This window comes from Mycolicibacterium setense, from assembly GCF_000805385.1.
Lineage (GTDB): Bacteria > Actinomycetota > Actinomycetes > Mycobacteriales > Mycobacteriaceae > Mycobacterium > Mycobacterium setense.
Genome location: NZ_JTJW01000006.1, coordinates 451550 through 467104, shown reverse-complemented (window position 1 = coordinate 467104; position 15555 = coordinate 451550). Strand labels below are relative to the sequence as shown.

Below are 15555 nucleotides of genomic sequence, written 5' to 3'. Positions count from 1 at the left end.
TGCGCTGCCGGCCGGCGCAAACGTGCGATGCTCAGCCACCTGTTATCAGTTCGGCGGCGCGCTCTCCGATCATCATCGCCGCGGCATTCGTGTTGCCGCCGACGATGTTCGGCATGATCGACGCATCGGCGACGCGCAATCCCGATACTCCCCGGACCCGCAGCGCCGGGTCGACGACCGCGTGTTCGTCCGTACCCATCCGGCAGGTGCCGACGGGGTGGTAGACACCAGAGGCGTTGCGCCGGACGAACTCCGCGAGCTCAGCGCCGTTGTGATCGGAACCGGGCAATACCTCGCGACCGACGACCCCTGCGATTTCCGGGTGCGCCAGCGTCTGTCTGACCAATTCCATTCCCGCCACCAGGGTATCCAGATCGCGGGGCTCGGCCAGGTAGTTGGGATCGATGAGAGGAGCGGTGAACGGATCTGTCGAGGCCAGTCGTACGGTGCCCCGGCTCTGCGGGTAGATCATCGTCGGCATCAGGGTCAACGACGGTGCCGAGTCGGCCGCCAAGTGCAGCCCCGGCGCATCCTGATTCGCCGGATAACTCATCGGAAGGATGAACATCTGCAAGTCCGGAACGTCGGTGCCCGTTCCGGTTCCGCTGTCCACGAACGCCACCGCCTCGAACAAGGTATGCGCCAAGTAGGTCGAGCGTGGCCGTACACATTCACGAACCGCCGCCCGGGCAAAACTCGACGGTGATGCGCTCCGTCCGCCAGTTGCCTTGTAGGACATCGGAACAAACAGATGATCGTGCAGATTGTCACCGACCGGCAGGTCGGCTGCCACCTCGATGCCATGCTCGCGCAAGTGCGCCGCGGGACCGATGCCGGAGAGCATCAGTAGGCGTGGCGAACCGAGCGCGCCCGCGCTGATGATCACCTCGCGACTCGCGCGCGCACAACCGATCCCGCGCCGGTTACGGTCCGCGACCAGCTCCACCCCCACGGCGCGGCCGTTGCGCACCATCACCCGTGTTGCGGTGACCCCGGTGAGCACCCGCAGATTCGGCGGCGCATCCCCCAGATAACCACGATCGGTGCCCGCCCTCCGGCCGCCGCCCACGCTCTGCTGCAGTGGCGCCACCCCGGCCTGCTGCGCACCGTTGTAGTCGTCGTTCTGCCCGACTCCGGCAGTCTCCCCCAGCGCCACCATGTAGCGCTCGGTGATCGTCGCCAGGCCGGTGGCCCGTTCCACCGCGATCGGTCCGTCACCGCCGCGCAATTCGCTCGGTCCATCCTCGAAACTCTCCAACCGGCGGAAGGACGGCAGCACATCGGCGAACCCCCAGCCCGCGGCACCGCCGGCCTCCCAGTCGTCGTAGTTCTGCCGGTTCCCACGGACAAACGCCATCCCGTTGATCACGCTGCCACCACCCAGTACGCGGCCGTGCGACTGAGGAAGCCTGCGGCCGTTCATATGCCGTTGCGGGACGCTGTACGCCGGCCAGGTGACGTACCGCTGCAGGGCGGTGGCCGCGTGGATTGCCCCGCACATGCCGGGAACGGTGACCAGCGGGCCTCGGCGGCGGCGCCCCGACTCGATCAATGTGACCGTGGCGCCAGTGTCAGCCAACCTTCTGGCCACGATCGCGCCGGAGCTACCCGAACCCACCACGACATAGTCCGCCGTCTCCAGGCCTGCCGAATCCTTGGTCACCCGTGCTCGCCCCATCCCAGACCTCCGTTGACACCAGGCTTATTTCATATTCTGAAGTATTTACCGACGCTAACACAGTGGCCATCGACTGCCGCGTCGATGGGCGTGCGAACTCGTTCACCGCCGTTGCGGCAGAGGGATTTCGATGAGTGGCTGCGGCGCTCGGGCCACCACTATGCAGCCGCTTCCAACCGGAACGGCAGCTCGATGACCAAGGGCTGATTGACGCCACACCCACCGCTGACACCGACGGTGCGATCCCAACCGGAGTACGTCCGCACGGCGGAGAAGCTCGGTGAACCGGTCAGGTCGGCCGAGAAATACAGCAGCTGACGGCCGGGGACCGCGGTGCCGTCGGCGCAGGCTTGCCAATTGTCATGTTGGCGTCGCACATTCCAGAGGCCGGCGGATTCACAATGGATCGGGGCGTCCCATCCCTGGCTGCTGACGACATGCCCGGCGCAATCAAGCGGCTCGCCGGTGCATGACGAGGTGATGGTCCACGTGCTCGTCACCGTCGTCTCATCGTGAAAGACATCGTTGGTCTTGGCCCACACGCCGTCCGAAGTCGCGGTGAAGCGCCCATTCGGCAAGGGATCGCAGAAGGCCGCGCCGGCCTGCGGAGCCGACGCGAGGGAGACGACGACCGCTGCGGCACAGGTCAATACCGCGGTCATCGATCTCATGCGGGTACCGCCATGATGAGGTCCTTCCATGTCCCGGCCCTGGCAGAGGCCACCAGGTTGGTCTGAGTGAAGGTCCGGCCGTCAGGATCCACGTAGCGGCCGGTTGCCGGGTCATAGCGGGCGAATGCGACAGACGGCCCGGTTTCGCCGGCCCCGCCGTAGGCACTCGGGGCAACGGGGGTGGCCCCTGGTTCGGCGGGTGGCGGCGCGGGCATGGATTGCCCTGGCGGCACTGGTGATTCGGCGTCCCCCGGAACCGGAGCTGCGGGCGGGGTGCCTTCGATCGGGCCCTGGAGATGTCGTTCCCGCTCAACGCGATCGTCGGGCGGGATCCCCTGCGAGATCAGGTTCGGGTCCAGCGGATAGGGGCCCAGCATGTGCTCGCGCATCGCAAGCGGCTGAAACGGCTGGTCGCTGTCGCAGATCTCAACGGTCGGTGCCCGCTTACCGGGCTTGCCCATACACGGGTAGTTACGAGCACCCCGTACCGCCAACGGAGAGTCCTGCGGCAGTTTGCAGTACATACCGTCGGGGGTGTCCACCTCTGTGGTGTCCTCAGGTGAACGCCACGCGCTCGGCGGGAGAAACCCCACCGTGCACGTCGGTGGGTCGCCGACCGTGAGGGTGAAGTCGCCCTGGCCCAAGCCGGTCGGATTGTGGTCGGGACCCTCCGACAGGAGATTGGCCATGAACGGCGGCAACAACACCAGGATCTGTTCGAGGCTCGGCCGGTAGGTGAGAGCCACCTGGCCGAGCGATGTCATGTTGGCGAGTAGCACCGGAAGGGTGGGTTTGAGCTGCTGCAGCAGCCGTGACGCCTCGTCGGCGGTGGAGGGTCCGTTTCTCAACAACGAACGCACATCGTGATCGGAATCGGCCAGTTGGCCGGTCACTCCTGCCAGAGCATGAGCCCAGGTGCGCAAGTCGTCGACGCCGGCGACCTGTGAATCCATCAGGGGCACAGCATCTTCCACCAGAGCACGGTTTTGGTCGCGCACTCCGTTGAGACTCCCGGACAGTTTCGCCGATGAATCGATCAGTGAGGCGAGATCGTAACCGGCACCGTTGAACGCCTGGAACGACTCGTCGAGCAGCGCGGCGAGCTTGTCCTTGGGGATGCTCGTGATCAGTGCGCTGGTCTGGTCGAGCAGTGGACCGACCTGTTGGGGGACGGTGGTGTCGGCCCTCGCGATGACCGAACCGTCTCGAAGATAGGGCGGAGCGTCGGTGCGCGGGAGAAGGTCGAGGTACTGCTCGCCGACCGCCGAGACGCTACGCACCTGCGCCGTCAGATCCTGCGGGATCTTCGGTGAGTTATCCAGCGACAATGTCGCTTTGGCGCCGCGACCGTGCAGCCCGATGCCGGTCACCTTGCCGACCTGCACACCCCGGTAGGTGACGTTGGAGAATCGGTAGAGACCGCCGGTGGCGGGCAGTTCCACGGTGACGGTGATGCGGCCGATGCCCAGCATCGTGGGCGCACGCATGTAGACCACGGCCATGGCAACCAGTCCGATGAGTGAGGCGATGGCGAAGATCGTCAGTTGCACGCGGACGAATCGGGTCAGCATTCAGCGCCCACCCTCGCCTGCGACCGGCAACGGCGTTGTCGCCGGTGGGGGCGCCGACTGCGGCAGGCCCCCCGGAAGCATGACCGGCGGACCCACGGGTGGAGCCGGGGCCGGAACCTCGCTGCCGCCGGGCGGCACTGATACCGGCAGCCCGAGCGGGTTCTTGGTGTAGTACCAGTCGTAGCCGGGATCTCCTGGTGCAGGGACGAGTTCGGCGCCGGGCATCCCCCATCGGGTACCGAGGAAGGCGGTCCGTTTCAGGCGCGGGACGGTGATGTCCGCGACGGCGAACAGGTTCAGATAATCACCCTTGAGGCCTCGATCGACGATGTTCTGCCCGTACGGGAACACCGTCGCGAACATCAGCCCGTCGACGAGACCGGGACCGACATCGGCCAGGGCGCGAAGCGTGGGTTCCAGATTCTGCAGATTGCGTACCAGATCGTCCTGTGTGTCGTTGACGAGTCCGGTCGCGGTTTCACTGAAGGCCCGCAGCTTCGTCAGCGCGGTGACGAATCGGGGTTCCTCGGCGATGAGCACGTCGAGTGCCGGTGGCAGGGCACGCATCGTCTGTGCGATGACTTCGCGCTGGCCGGCCAGGGTGCCCGTCAACCGGTTCAGTTGCTGGATCGAGGCGACCATGTCGCCGCGCTGCTGATCGAGGACGCCGACGAAGGTGTCCAGCCTCGCGAGGAGGTCACGGACCGTGTCCTCACGACCGGAGAATGCGGCGTTGAAGTTGTGGATGATGTCGCCGATCTGGCCCAGACCGCCGGAGTTGACGACCGCCGACAACGACGCGAGGGTTTGCTCGGTCGACGGATAGGTCGACGATTTGTTGAGCCCGATGGTGGCACCGGCCTCCATGCGGCCGAGCGGCGGTTGCCCGGGAGGCGGGTCGAGCGCGAGATGCATCGACCCCAGCAAGCTCGTCTGACCAATGGTCGCAACGACATTCGAAGGGACAACAGTGCCCTTCTTGACGTGCACCTCGACGTCGGCATGCTGCCCCCGCAGGGTCATCTTGCCGACACTGCCGACCACGACGTCGTCCACCATGACCGGTGAATTGGATTCCAGAGTACCGACGTTGGCGATCTCGACGTGATACACCGTAGCGCCGGACCCGCGTCCCTCGGTGCCCGGCAGCGCAAGCGAGTTCAGTCCGCCGAATGCGCAGCCGCTCAGAGTCGCCACGACAGGAAGAACGAGGAAAGTGTGAAACAGGCGGCGTCGCATCACGATGGCGGTATCCCTTCTCCCGGTGCCGATGCCGGTGCTGGTGCTGGTGCCGGTGCGTGGTCCGGTGGCAACAGCAGGTTCTCCGTGCTCGGCGGGATGGGTGCGGGCGCCCCCGGGTAGATCGCCGGAGACGGTGCGGCCGGCAACGGGCCGAGTATGCCGGGAGGAGCGGTGGGCTGATTCCAGCCCGGCGGTGGTACCACATCGCCGCCGGCGCCCGTGAACGCCGAAATCGCCGGGGCCGGTTCGGGTGCGCTCGGGGCCGGCGTTCCGCCGGGCGCCAGGCTGGGGTCGGTGTAGATGACATTCGACGGCGCGGGAGCGAGGATCGGGTTGACCGGGAACGGCACGTTGTTGAAATTCAACGACTCGAGCGCCGGCCCCAGATACTGGGCGCACAGCTTGGCGGTCTCCGCCGAGGTGGTGTTCTTGACGGCACCGATTGCCCCGCAGATGAACTGGAGTGGGTTGGAGAAGTTGTTGAATGACACCGAGCCCAAAATCGTGCCGGTATCGGGGTTGTAATCGGCATACCCGTTGGCGATGGCGTTGCCGGCGACATGCAGCAGTTGTTCGAGATCCTTACGATGCTCGGCGAGATTGCTGGTCACTTCGCTGAGCCGTTGCACCTGTTCGCTGGTGCGGTCGCGGGTCTCGGTCAGGAATCCTCGGACGTCGTCGATGGCCGAGGAGAGATTTTTCAAGGCGGCGTCGAGATCCGACCGGTTGTCGTCGAGCACGCTGGTGAGGGTCGCGAACCGCCCTTGGAACTCCACGATTTGCGGGCCGCTGTCACGCAGGGCCGTGACGAGGGTCTGCAGATTCTTGATCGTGGTGGCAACGTCTCCGCTGCCCTCGGCCAAGACACGACCCACGCCCGATAATTGGGACAGGGTCTTGCGCAACTTCTGACCGTTGCCGTCGAGTGCATTGGCGGTGGTTTCGATGAAGCGCGCGATCGCCGGCGTCGAAACTTGGCTGTTGGGCCCCAGTTCGGTGGCCAATCGCATGAGCTGATCCTTGACCTCGTCCCACTCGACCGGTACCGCGGTGCGGTCGATGGGTATCACTGCGTCATCGGCCATCGTGGGGCCGTTGGCGTCGGGGTCCGCGGATCGATAGGCGGGGGTGAGCTCGACGTACCGTGCCGATATCAGGTTGGGCGCGACGATGACCGCCTTGGCATTGGCCGGAATCGGCACACCGGGGTCAACCCGCAGTTCCAGCTTCACGCGACCACCTTCCGGTGTAATCGCATTGATGGTGCCGACTTTTACTCCCACCACCCGCACCTCGTCCTTGGGGTAGATGGACGTCGCAGACGTGAAATACGCGATGATCGTCCGTGGGATCCCCTGCTGGATCAGAAACGTGGCGGCACCGATCAGTGTGATCAGCACGCTCGCGAGAAGCGCGGTTGCCCGGTGGTGGGTCATGGCGGCCCGGACCCTTCTGGCGTCTGTGGAATACCGTTGCGCGGTATGGGGAATTCCGCCCGCGGACCGGCATTGTCCGGGGGCTGTCCGGCGTCGGTGCCCCTGCGGAAGCCGAACGCATAGTCGAGGAACGGTTGCAGCATCTGCGGAACTGCCAGGTTGGCGATCATGGCCTGGTAGTACGGCCCGCTGGCGACCAGTTCACCGGTGGTCAGCTCGTACTGCGCCAGCCCGGGAATCGCCTTGGCGATGTTGTCGCGGTTCTTCTGCAGTACGGCTGTCACCGCATTGAGCTTGTCGAGGGTCGGGGCGAGTTTGGCCTGGTTCTCGTGCACCATCCCCGACAGCTGCTGAGCGACCGCCGAGGTGTTCGCCAGCAGGTCGACGATCGCCCGCCGCTGCCGGACCAGCACATCCAGGAGATCGTTGGCATTGAGGATCAGCGCGTTCACCTGCTGACTGCGGGCCGACACGATGGCACTCACATCACTGACATTCTCGAACAGTTCGCCCAGAGTCTGGTTGCGGGCGTTGAGCGCTCGTGACAGACGCGTCACGCCGTCGAACGTAGACCCCAACTCGGGAGCGACTGCGTCGATGGTCGTCGACAGGGCATCCAGCGATTGATTGAGAGCGGCGGTGTCGGTGCCGGCCAGATCGGTGGTGAGGTCCCCGACTGCTTCGGTCAGCGAATAGGGAGACGAGGTTCGGCTGGACGGGACGACGTCGGTCTGTCGCAATCTGCCCGGCCCCACGGGTTCGACGGTGAGCACCCGCTGTCCCAGCAGCGAGCCGGTACGAATGTGGGCACGGGTCTGGGTGCCCAGCGGAATGCGTGATTCCACGGCGAAGCTGACCAGTGCCTGACCGTCGAGCAACTCGACATCGGACACGGACCCGACGTTCATGCCAGAGATGGTGACATCGTTTCCCTTGGTCAGGCCGCCGGCCTGGTCGAACAGTGCCTGGTAGTGCAGGTGTGTGGCCCGGGCAAGCAATTGCTGGGGTTGCAGCCCGACCGCCACGGCCAGCACCACCAGGACGACGCCGACGATTCCACGGCGGATGAGTTGGGATCCACGGTATTTCAGCATCAGTTGTCCGAGCACCTCCCCGTTTCCTGCCGGACCCAGGGGAATACCGCCGTCCGACCTTGTAGGTCGGTGACTCGGACAGAGATCCCGCACAGGTAGTAGTTGAAGAAGCTGCCGTACGCGCCCAGTCGCTTGAGCTTGCGGTAGTTCCCGGGCGCCTTCTGCAGGCCGACATCGAGGTGGTCATTGAGCGCTTCGATGTTGGGGGCCAACCGATTCAGTTCGTTGACAGCGCCTGCCAGCGGGGGACGTGCCCGGGTCAGCAGGTCGGCAAGTGTCGCGGTGCCCTTGTCGAGCGCCTCTATCGCCTCACCGACCGGATCGCGATGGGATGCCAACTGCCCGATGAACTGGTGCAGACGGTCGATCGTTGCCCCGAATTGATCGCCGTTGGCGCTGAGTGTGGCGACCGCCGAGTTGAGATTGTCGATCAACTGTTGAACCACCTGATCGTTGTTCGCCAACTCGTTGGTGAAGGACGAAGTGTGCGAGAACAGGGATTGCATGGCACCGCTCTGGCCTTGCAGCACCTGCAGCAGTGACTGGGTCAACGCGTTGACATCACGCGGATTCAGCCCCTGGGTGACCGGTCGCAACCCACCGAGCAACAGGTCGAGGTCCAGCGCCGGCACAGTGCGTTCGACGGGAATCCGGGATCCCGCCTTGAGAATTCTGGCCTCTCCAGGTCCGGTGGCGAGTTCGAGGTAGCGGTCCCCCACCAGATTGAGGTAGCGCACGACCGCCTTCGTCCCGGACGTCAACACCGCGGCGCGGTCGGTGTCGAATCCCACCAGCACGGTCATGTCCGGTTGCAGGGCGACGCTGTTGACGGTGCCGACCCGAATACCGGCCACCCGCACGGAATCTCCCACTTTGAGCCGTGAGGCATCAGCGAAGACCGCCGAATATCCGTTGGCCGGTCCCGGCCGGTACTGGCCGAAGATCGCGAACAGCAGTGCCGTCACCATGACCATCACCACGGCGAACGCGCCGAATTTGAACAAGGGTGCTCGGGTGGCCCTCATCCCGGTTGGCCAATCTGGGCGGTGTTGCGCGGCGGGCCGGCGAGCGGTCCGAACAACCATTGTTTGAGGGCATCGGTATTGAGCAGGATCCCCTGGTTGCCATAGCGGGACGGGTTGATGCCGACATCGGCCACCACATACGGCGGTCTGGCTTCGAAGGGTATGTTCGGCAGCCCCGCGACACACTGGGGCCCACCTGTCGCGGCCACCTTGGGCAGATCGGTTGGGTACCGGTAACGTTCACGCCCCATCGTGAAGCCCGCGTTCACCAGCGCCCCGGGGACCTGCGGTTGCTTGAGATAGGCGCCTTGCACGAATCCGCCCATCAGGCAGTACAGGGCCTGATGATATTCATTGGTCAGGTCGGTGGTGGGTGCCAACAGATGCACCACCTCGGTCAGCGGAGCTCGGTTGTCCGACAACACCTCATTTCCGATGTCTGCCAGCCCGATCACGCTCAGCAACAGCGTGTCCAGGTTGTTCTGCTCGTCGACGATGCTCTGACTGATCTTGCCGGCATGTCCTGCCACCGATGACAGGTCGGGCGCGGAGTCGGCGTAGGCGCCGGCGACGGTCGGCATGGCGGCAAGCACGTGAGTCAGCGCGGGCAGACTCGGTTCGAGCGCGGCCAGGTAGGCGTCCAGATCGACGAACATCTGGCCGATCTCGCGGCCTCGACCATTTATCGCCGCTGCGATGGCACCGAGGGTTTCGTTCAGCTTCGCCGGCTCGATGGCGGACAACACCTGGGTCAGTTGTTCGAACACGGTGTTGATCTCGACGGTGACCTGCCGGGTGTCGATGACCTGCCCGGGATGCAGCGCCTGCGCCGACGGAGTTGCCGGATCGAGGAGTTGAACGTACTTGGCACCGAACACGGTGGTCGACGCGATGGCGACGGTCACGTTGTCGGGAATGGACGGCAGCTGGGCCGGATCCATCGCGAGGTGTAACGCCGCCCTGCCGTCGGGCAGCGTTTCCAACGAGGAGACGGTACCGACCTGCACACCCCGCAGCTGGACTTTAGCGTCTGGGTTCATCACCAGGCCGGCGCGCGAGGCGAGCACCGTCACCGGCACGGTCGGGGTCAATCCGCCCTGGAAGAGGACGGCCACCAGCGCAACGATCAATCCGATCACCATCACTGTGAACAGCCCGGCAAGCGGTCTCAGTGCTGGTGCGGGCGTGCCGCTGTGCCCAATACCGTTGTGTCGCCCCACGATCCTCCCCAAGCCGAACGTTGCAGCGCCTGACACAGGCCAGGGCCGGCACCGGCGACAGCTACCGGTGCGCCAACTGGCGACGATCAGCGATACATCTAGATGTATACCGCACGATCGTTCAGATGACGAGGGGTTTGTGGTCTGAAGTATTTGCAGTGCGCCGTCAATATTCGCCCAGCACAACCAGACATCCCGATCACCAGGACCGACGGCGGCAGCCGACATCGAGGTTGATAGATCTATAGATATTTACCGAGCAGTCAGGGCGCGGTCGACCTGACGATCCGACCTTCGATCGTCGCGTGCAGTACCGTGGCGCTGGCATCCGGAAGCACGCGCCGCGCGACGAGAAACTCACTGCCCACCCAACCGTGGCGGATGAATTTTCCGAACCTCATACGTGTTCCGGGAGCACCGGTCGCCGCGGGCATCATCTTGACGCGTTCCAGCGCCTCCTTGACCGCCGGACCCGTCAACGGCCGGGCGGTCGCAATTGCGGTCATCATCAGCCGACCCACGTCGTAGCCGTACAGCGGGAAGAAGTACTCCGGGCGGCGCCCGTAGGACTGCTCGAATCGGTCGAGAAACGCTTGTCCGGTCGGGTTGCGTTCGTCGTACTGATCGAGCCCGATCCACCCTGCGAGTTGGTCACGCCACCACGGCGCGGTCGCGGCGAACTCAAACGCCGTCGTGGTGTAGCGCGGCGGCAGCCAGCCCACGTCGGCCAAGGCCGCATTCATGCCGATGAGCCCGAGCCCGAAGCCGACGTGCATGATGGCGTCGGGCTTTTCGGCGGCCAGCACCGACACGGTCGTTCGCTTGTCGCGCTCAAGCTGGGGAATGGCCACCTCGGCCGTGATCGTCAACCCGGCGTCGCGGCAGGCCCCCCGCGTGGTGCGCAAGTATTCTCGGCCGATGAGGCTGTCCTCGAAGGCCAGTCCCACGCTGCGGCAACCATCGAGCGCGGCGACCGCGGCCATGATGATGGGCTCCTCCTCCATCGAGCCTGCCGGGAGCCCGAAAACCCATTCACCGAGCATGCTTTCGGAAGCAGCCATCGTGATGATCGGGACCTGGGCGAGCTCCTCCACGTAGCGACGCAATGCGACACCGTTCTCCGAGACCCACGGCCCGAAGATCACCAGCGCATCCTGTTCGACCAACTCGTCGAAGGCCGCGCGGACGGCGCGGAACGATCCTTTCGGCAGGCCCTGAACCGCACGGACGACGAATTCAATTGGCCGTTCCAGAATTCCGCGTTCCAGATACTCGTCGGCAACCAGTTGCAGTGCCGGAAGGATGTTCTCGTCGAAGCCACCATCCTCATCCAGGTAATCGATGAGCAATCCGATGCGCGCCGGGGTGACGTCAGCCATCTGCGCCTCCAGCATGTCGAACGCCGACCGAAGACCCCCGGCGAAACATCTGACAATTCGAATCGCCCAAAGCTAACCCAGCACCGGGGCCGGAGTCCAGAGGGGCGCCTCGTCAGGTCGCGAGCAGGACCTGACCGCAAGCGTCACCGGTGGTGGTTCACCGCGATCGTCGAACTACCGTGTTCTCCGAGCAGGCCCCGCCGCAGCCGGGCCATGTGCGCGGCACAGTGGGCCTGCGCAGCGTCCCCGTCCCCGGCAGCGATGAGGTCGACGAGTTGTTCGAACTCGCGGATCGTGCGGCGCCGCGACGCCACCGGCTCTCCCTGGCTTCGCGTCAAGATGTCGGCGACCGCGGCGCGGGTGATGACCTCATTGATCATCTCGCAGATGACGATCAGCGTCTGGTTTCCCGCCAGCTGCACCATCTCGCTGTGGAATCCGACCATCGCGGTGGTGCACCCCACCGGGTCCTGCACACTGCGCTTCATCTCGATCACGAACTCGCGCAATCGCGCAGCACCACGTTCCCGTCCGCGGGACATGGCCACCATCCGCGCCATTGCGGGTTCGATCACGGCACTCGCCTCGAACACGTCGAGCAGCGAAATGCTGCGAGCCTGCATCACGAGGGCCGCGGCCCGGGCGGTCATCCGTTGATCGGGCCGGTGTACGACCACGCCACCCAGGGCGCCCCGCATCACCGAGATCAGGCCTTCGGCCTCGAGAATGCGCAATGACTCGCGCAGCGACGGCCGCGACACCTTGAAGCGTTCCAGCAACTCGGCCTCGGTGCCGAGCAGATCGCCCTCATCGAGGGCACCGGAGATGATCAAGTCGCGCAGTTCGTCGGCGATCTGCTTGGGTTTCCCAGCCGCAGTGCCACCAGGCACCCCGCCCTTGTCCGCAGTCGGCTTGGCCACTTGTCTCCCTACCGTCCGATCAATCTGGGCAACCACCTCAACCAGAAGACGAAGCTATCCGATGGTCAGTGGCGCAAGCACATCCTTTACAAGGATATCTCTAGAGATTTAAATGTGATCCTGGACGCCGAGTCTGTTCTCGAACCGATCAGCACGACCGTCAGCCGAAGGTATCCGAGAAGCTTCACTGCCACAGAGGGTCTGCGCGAGTACAGCTCAATCCGGGGCGTCATCGACTTCGCTTGGGGGGCTTGGCCATGACCGACGCATCGGGTATCCAACGGCAGGACAACGTCGGATTCACCGTGGCAACGCAGGCTCCCACGCTGGGGCACTACCGTCGGGAGTGGATACCGGGGCCGGGTGTCGGGCTGGCCGGCATGTGGATCGGCGCGGTGGTCAGCGATACCGCGGGGCACACGTACTGGGGGTTGCGCGGTGCCGACGACTTCGTCACGGGCATGACGCACGTGGTGTCGCCGATCACCGGTTTCAAGCAGCTGCGTCCGTCATTCGACCCCGACCCGCCCCATCTGTTCGCCGAATACTCCGCGATCGACTGGTTCGAACCCATGACCTACACCGATATCGACGAGAAGGTCACACTGAGCTACCCGAGCGGTCGTATCGAACGCGACACCGGCGGGCTCCACTGGTATGACGCCACCGGGCGCTGGGAGATGCACGGCACCAATGTCACCGACGTGTTCACGGTTCACGTCTCGGCCCCCGACAGCGGTGTCGAGCAGGTCTACTACCGGCACGAGTTGATGGCCGCCACGGGGAACATCCACGGTGTCCCGGTCTCTGGCTATCTGCATCAGGACTACGCGTACGGGCCTGGCGGAGCGGTGTATCCGGAGCTGCCGATCGCCCGTGGCCTGCAAGGGATGTGGGTGTCTTGGCTTCACGAAGACCCCAACGGGCAGTGGGGCGGCGGCTGCTTCTGGCAAGGGCGCGACGGAGTCACCTTCGGCCCCGGTTACCACGTGATCGATGGCGTCACGACGGCCCACGATGACGTCACGGCAACGCCGACCTTCGACGGCGCGGGCAAGCTGATCCGGCTGGAAGCCCGGATAGGCTCGCAGTCATACACTTTCACGTTCGACAGGTCCGGAAGCTTCATACACTATTTCGGCCGTCTCACCGCGAGCTCGTCCGGGAACACCCCGGCTCGCAGCTGGTGCTGGGTGGAATACGCCGAAAGCCTGCTCACACCGGAGATTCTCGACATGGCGATGGCGCCGTTCCGCTTGGCCCGTGGGCGCTGATCCCGGTCAGCCCACCGGGCGCTCCGCGACCAGACCCTCCTGCACCAGGGAGGCCGCGACTGCTCCGTCCGCGCGCAGCAGGCTCGACGTGATCAAGCCGCGGCCCCGCGCGGCGGCCGGCGACCGCGACTCCAACAGGTTCCACTCTCCGGCGCGCACCGGACGGTGAAACCAGATCGACGAATCGGTGGTGCCACTGCGGTGACTGCGCGACCGCATGCTGTGCCCGTGTACAGCCAAAGCCGGGTCGGTTCCGTACAGGTCGGTGATGTACACGGCGATGAGCATGTGCACCAACGGATCCTCGGGCAATTCGGTGGTGACCCGCCACCACATCCTGCGCACGAACCCCTCACCTGACCCGTCGTCGGCGATGCGGATGTCGAACTCGTCGAGCGGCAGCGACGGGGCCGGGCCGGGCGGGCCGGTGCAGGGCAGCACCTCCGGATCGTGCGGCATCGCGCCCAGCCCGTGTTCGGGTCCGTCGAGCGCCGCCGCGAACGACACCGTGGCCGTGGTGAGCATGCGGCCGTGCTCATACGATTCGACGCGCCGGGCCGAAGCGGTGCGCCCGTCGTACACCCGGTGCACGCGGTGCTCGACCGCTGCCCCGGCGTCCCCTCCGCGCAGGAACTGCAGGTGCATGTTGGTCGGCGCTCGGTCCTCGCCCACGGTGCGGCAGGCAGCTGCCAGGCTTTGGGCGGCCAGTAGGCCGCCGTAGGCCCGTTTGCCGTCCGGGCCGCTGGCGTGGCCCGTGAACGCGTCACCATCCACGTGCGCACGCACGTCCAACAGCTTGAGCAGGGTGCTCACTGAGCGGCACCCGTTGCGACGGTGCCGGATTCGGTCAGCGCCACGATCTCGTCGGCGCCGAGTCCGAGATGTTCTTCGAGCACGGCGGCGGTGTCGTCACCGAGTGCGGGGGCAGCGACGGCGGGCGGATACGTGCCGCCGATCGACACCGGCAGGCCCGGCGCCAGGTAGGTGCCGATGCGCGGTTGCTCCAGCGGGGTGAACAATGGGTTGGCGACCACCCGCTCGTCGACGGCGACCTCGGCGAAGCTGCGATAGCGCTCCCACAGCACCGAGGTACCCGAGAGCGCCGCGTTGATCTCCTCGGCGGTGTGCTCGCTGAACCACAACGTGAAAAGCCCCGTGAGGGCGTCGCGGTGGGTGTAACGCTGACCTTCGTCGCTGAAGTCAGCACCGAACGCTTCAGCAAGGGCGGCAACGGCTTTGGTGGTCCCGGTAACTTCGGTGAGGTCCCGGAAATGGCGGCCGGTCAGAGCCACGAGCATGAACCCGACGCCATCGCTGCTGGTGAAATTCTGCCCGTAGGTGCCGTACAGGGTGTTCCCGAGCCGCTCGCGGCCCGTGCCGTTGATCATCACCTCGGTCAAAAATCCGAGATTGCCCGCCGTGGCCAGTGCGACGTTCTCCAAGGGAATGCTGATCCGTGCGCCCTCACCGGTGGAATCGCGGTGGCGTAGCGCGGCGCTGACCGCCAGCGCCACGTACAGCCCGCAGCTGACATCCCAGGCCGGAAGCACGTGGTTAACCGGGGCGGCCAACTGCGCGGGCCCGGTGACCAACGGGAAGCCCAGCCCGGCGTTGACCGTGTAATCCACCCCCGTGCCGCCGTCGGCGCGCCCCGCCACTTCGACGTGGATCAGGTCGGGCCGGAGCGCGGACAGCACGTCGTACGAATGCCATTGCCGTCCAGCCACATTCGTGATGATCACGCCGGCTTCGGCGATCAGACGCTGTACAAGCTGCTGTCCCTCGGGTGAGCGCATATCGGCAGCCACCGAGCGTTTGCCCTTGTTCAGCCCGGCCCAGTAGATGCTGTCGCCACCGTCGGTGAGCGGCCAGCGGTGGTAGTCGGCCGCACCCCCGATGGGGTCCACCCGCACCACTTCGGCACCGAGCTGTGCCAGGGTCATGCCGGCCAGCGGCACCGCGACGAAGCTCGAGATCTCGATGATGCGCACCCCGGCCAGCGGACGGGTCTGATCCGGCACTGCAGGTTCTGCCATCAGGTCAAG

The 15555-nt window shown here is 65.4% G+C and carries 13 protein-coding genes; 1 reads left to right on the top strand and 12 read right to left on the bottom strand.

Annotation, left to right across the window (positions count from 1 at the left end):
* Positions 1–31: 31 nt before the first annotated feature.
* The 10 genes from QQ25_RS12900 to QQ25_RS12855 form a co-directional block, all read right to left on the bottom strand.
* Positions 32–1678, bottom strand: a complete 1647-nt coding sequence (locus QQ25_RS12900) for a GMC family oxidoreductase (protein ID WP_039318906.1) — start codon at positions 1676–1678, stop codon at positions 32–34.
* A 158-nt stretch (positions 1679–1836) separates the two neighbouring features.
* Entirely contained in the window at positions 1837–2349 is a 513-nt protein-coding gene (locus QQ25_RS12895; RefSeq protein WP_039379010.1) for an Rv2253/PknI dimerization domain-containing protein, read from the bottom strand.
* Positions 2346–3920 (bottom strand): MCE family protein, encoded by a 1575-nt coding sequence (locus QQ25_RS12890; protein WP_039318900.1) that lies wholly within the window; start codon positions 3918–3920, stop codon positions 2346–2348. The genes QQ25_RS12895 and QQ25_RS12890 overlap by 4 nt, the downstream gene beginning before the upstream one ends.
* The gene (locus QQ25_RS12885) at positions 3921–5159 is read right to left on the bottom strand and encodes an MCE family protein (RefSeq protein WP_052235796.1); all 1239 of its coding nucleotides are present in this window, start codon (positions 5157–5159) and stop codon (positions 3921–3923) included.
* The gene (locus tag QQ25_RS12880; protein WP_039379009.1) at positions 5159–6598 is read right to left on the bottom strand and encodes an MCE family protein; all 1440 of its coding nucleotides are present in this window, start codon (positions 6596–6598) and stop codon (positions 5159–5161) included. The genes QQ25_RS12885 and QQ25_RS12880 overlap by 1 nt, the downstream gene beginning before the upstream one ends.
* Positions 6595–7692 carry an MCE family protein gene (locus QQ25_RS12875; protein ID WP_039379890.1) on the bottom strand — a complete coding sequence of 366 codons (1098 nt, stop codon included), beginning with the start codon at positions 7690–7692 and terminating at the stop codon, positions 6595–6597. Before QQ25_RS12875 ends, QQ25_RS12880 begins: the two co-directional genes overlap by 4 nt.
* Positions 7692–8717 (bottom strand): MCE family protein, encoded by a 1026-nt coding sequence (locus QQ25_RS12870; RefSeq protein WP_039379008.1) that lies wholly within the window; start codon positions 8715–8717, stop codon positions 7692–7694. Before QQ25_RS12870 ends, QQ25_RS12875 begins: the two co-directional genes overlap by 1 nt.
* Positions 8714–9919, bottom strand: a complete 1206-nt coding sequence (locus QQ25_RS12865; protein WP_409371011.1) for an MCE family protein — start codon at positions 9917–9919, stop codon at positions 8714–8716. The genes QQ25_RS12870 and QQ25_RS12865 overlap by 4 nt, the downstream gene beginning before the upstream one ends.
* 281 nt (positions 9920–10200) lie before the next feature.
* Positions 10201–11316 carry an ABC transporter substrate-binding protein gene (locus tag QQ25_RS12860; protein WP_039379886.1) on the bottom strand — a complete coding sequence of 372 codons (1116 nt, stop codon included), beginning with the start codon at positions 11314–11316 and terminating at the stop codon, positions 10201–10203.
* Positions 11317–11459: 143 nt separating this feature from the next.
* Positions 11460–12236 carry a FadR/GntR family transcriptional regulator gene (locus QQ25_RS12855; RefSeq protein WP_234711902.1) on the bottom strand — a complete coding sequence of 259 codons (777 nt, stop codon included), beginning with the start codon at positions 12234–12236 and terminating at the stop codon, positions 11460–11462.
* 257 nt (positions 12237–12493) lie between these two features.
* Between QQ25_RS12855 and QQ25_RS12845 the strand changes: the two genes are divergently transcribed.
* On the top strand, positions 12494–13510 hold the full coding sequence (locus QQ25_RS12845) for a hypothetical protein (RefSeq protein WP_039379006.1): 1017 nt from the start codon (positions 12494–12496) through the stop codon (positions 13508–13510).
* A gap of 6 nt (positions 13511–13516) precedes the next feature.
* Here the strand turns inward: QQ25_RS12845 and QQ25_RS12840 are convergent, their stop codons facing one another.
* Together QQ25_RS12840 and QQ25_RS12835 are read right to left on the bottom strand one after the other, a co-directional pair.
* Positions 13517–14323, bottom strand: coding sequence for an acyl-CoA thioesterase (locus tag QQ25_RS12840; RefSeq protein WP_039379005.1), 807 nt, complete (start codon positions 14321–14323; stop codon positions 13517–13519).
* Positions 14320–15546, bottom strand: a complete 1227-nt coding sequence (locus QQ25_RS12835) for a CoA transferase (RefSeq protein ID WP_039379004.1) — start codon at positions 15544–15546, stop codon at positions 14320–14322. The genes QQ25_RS12840 and QQ25_RS12835 overlap by 4 nt, the downstream gene beginning before the upstream one ends.
* Positions 15547–15555 lie beyond the last annotated feature (9 nt).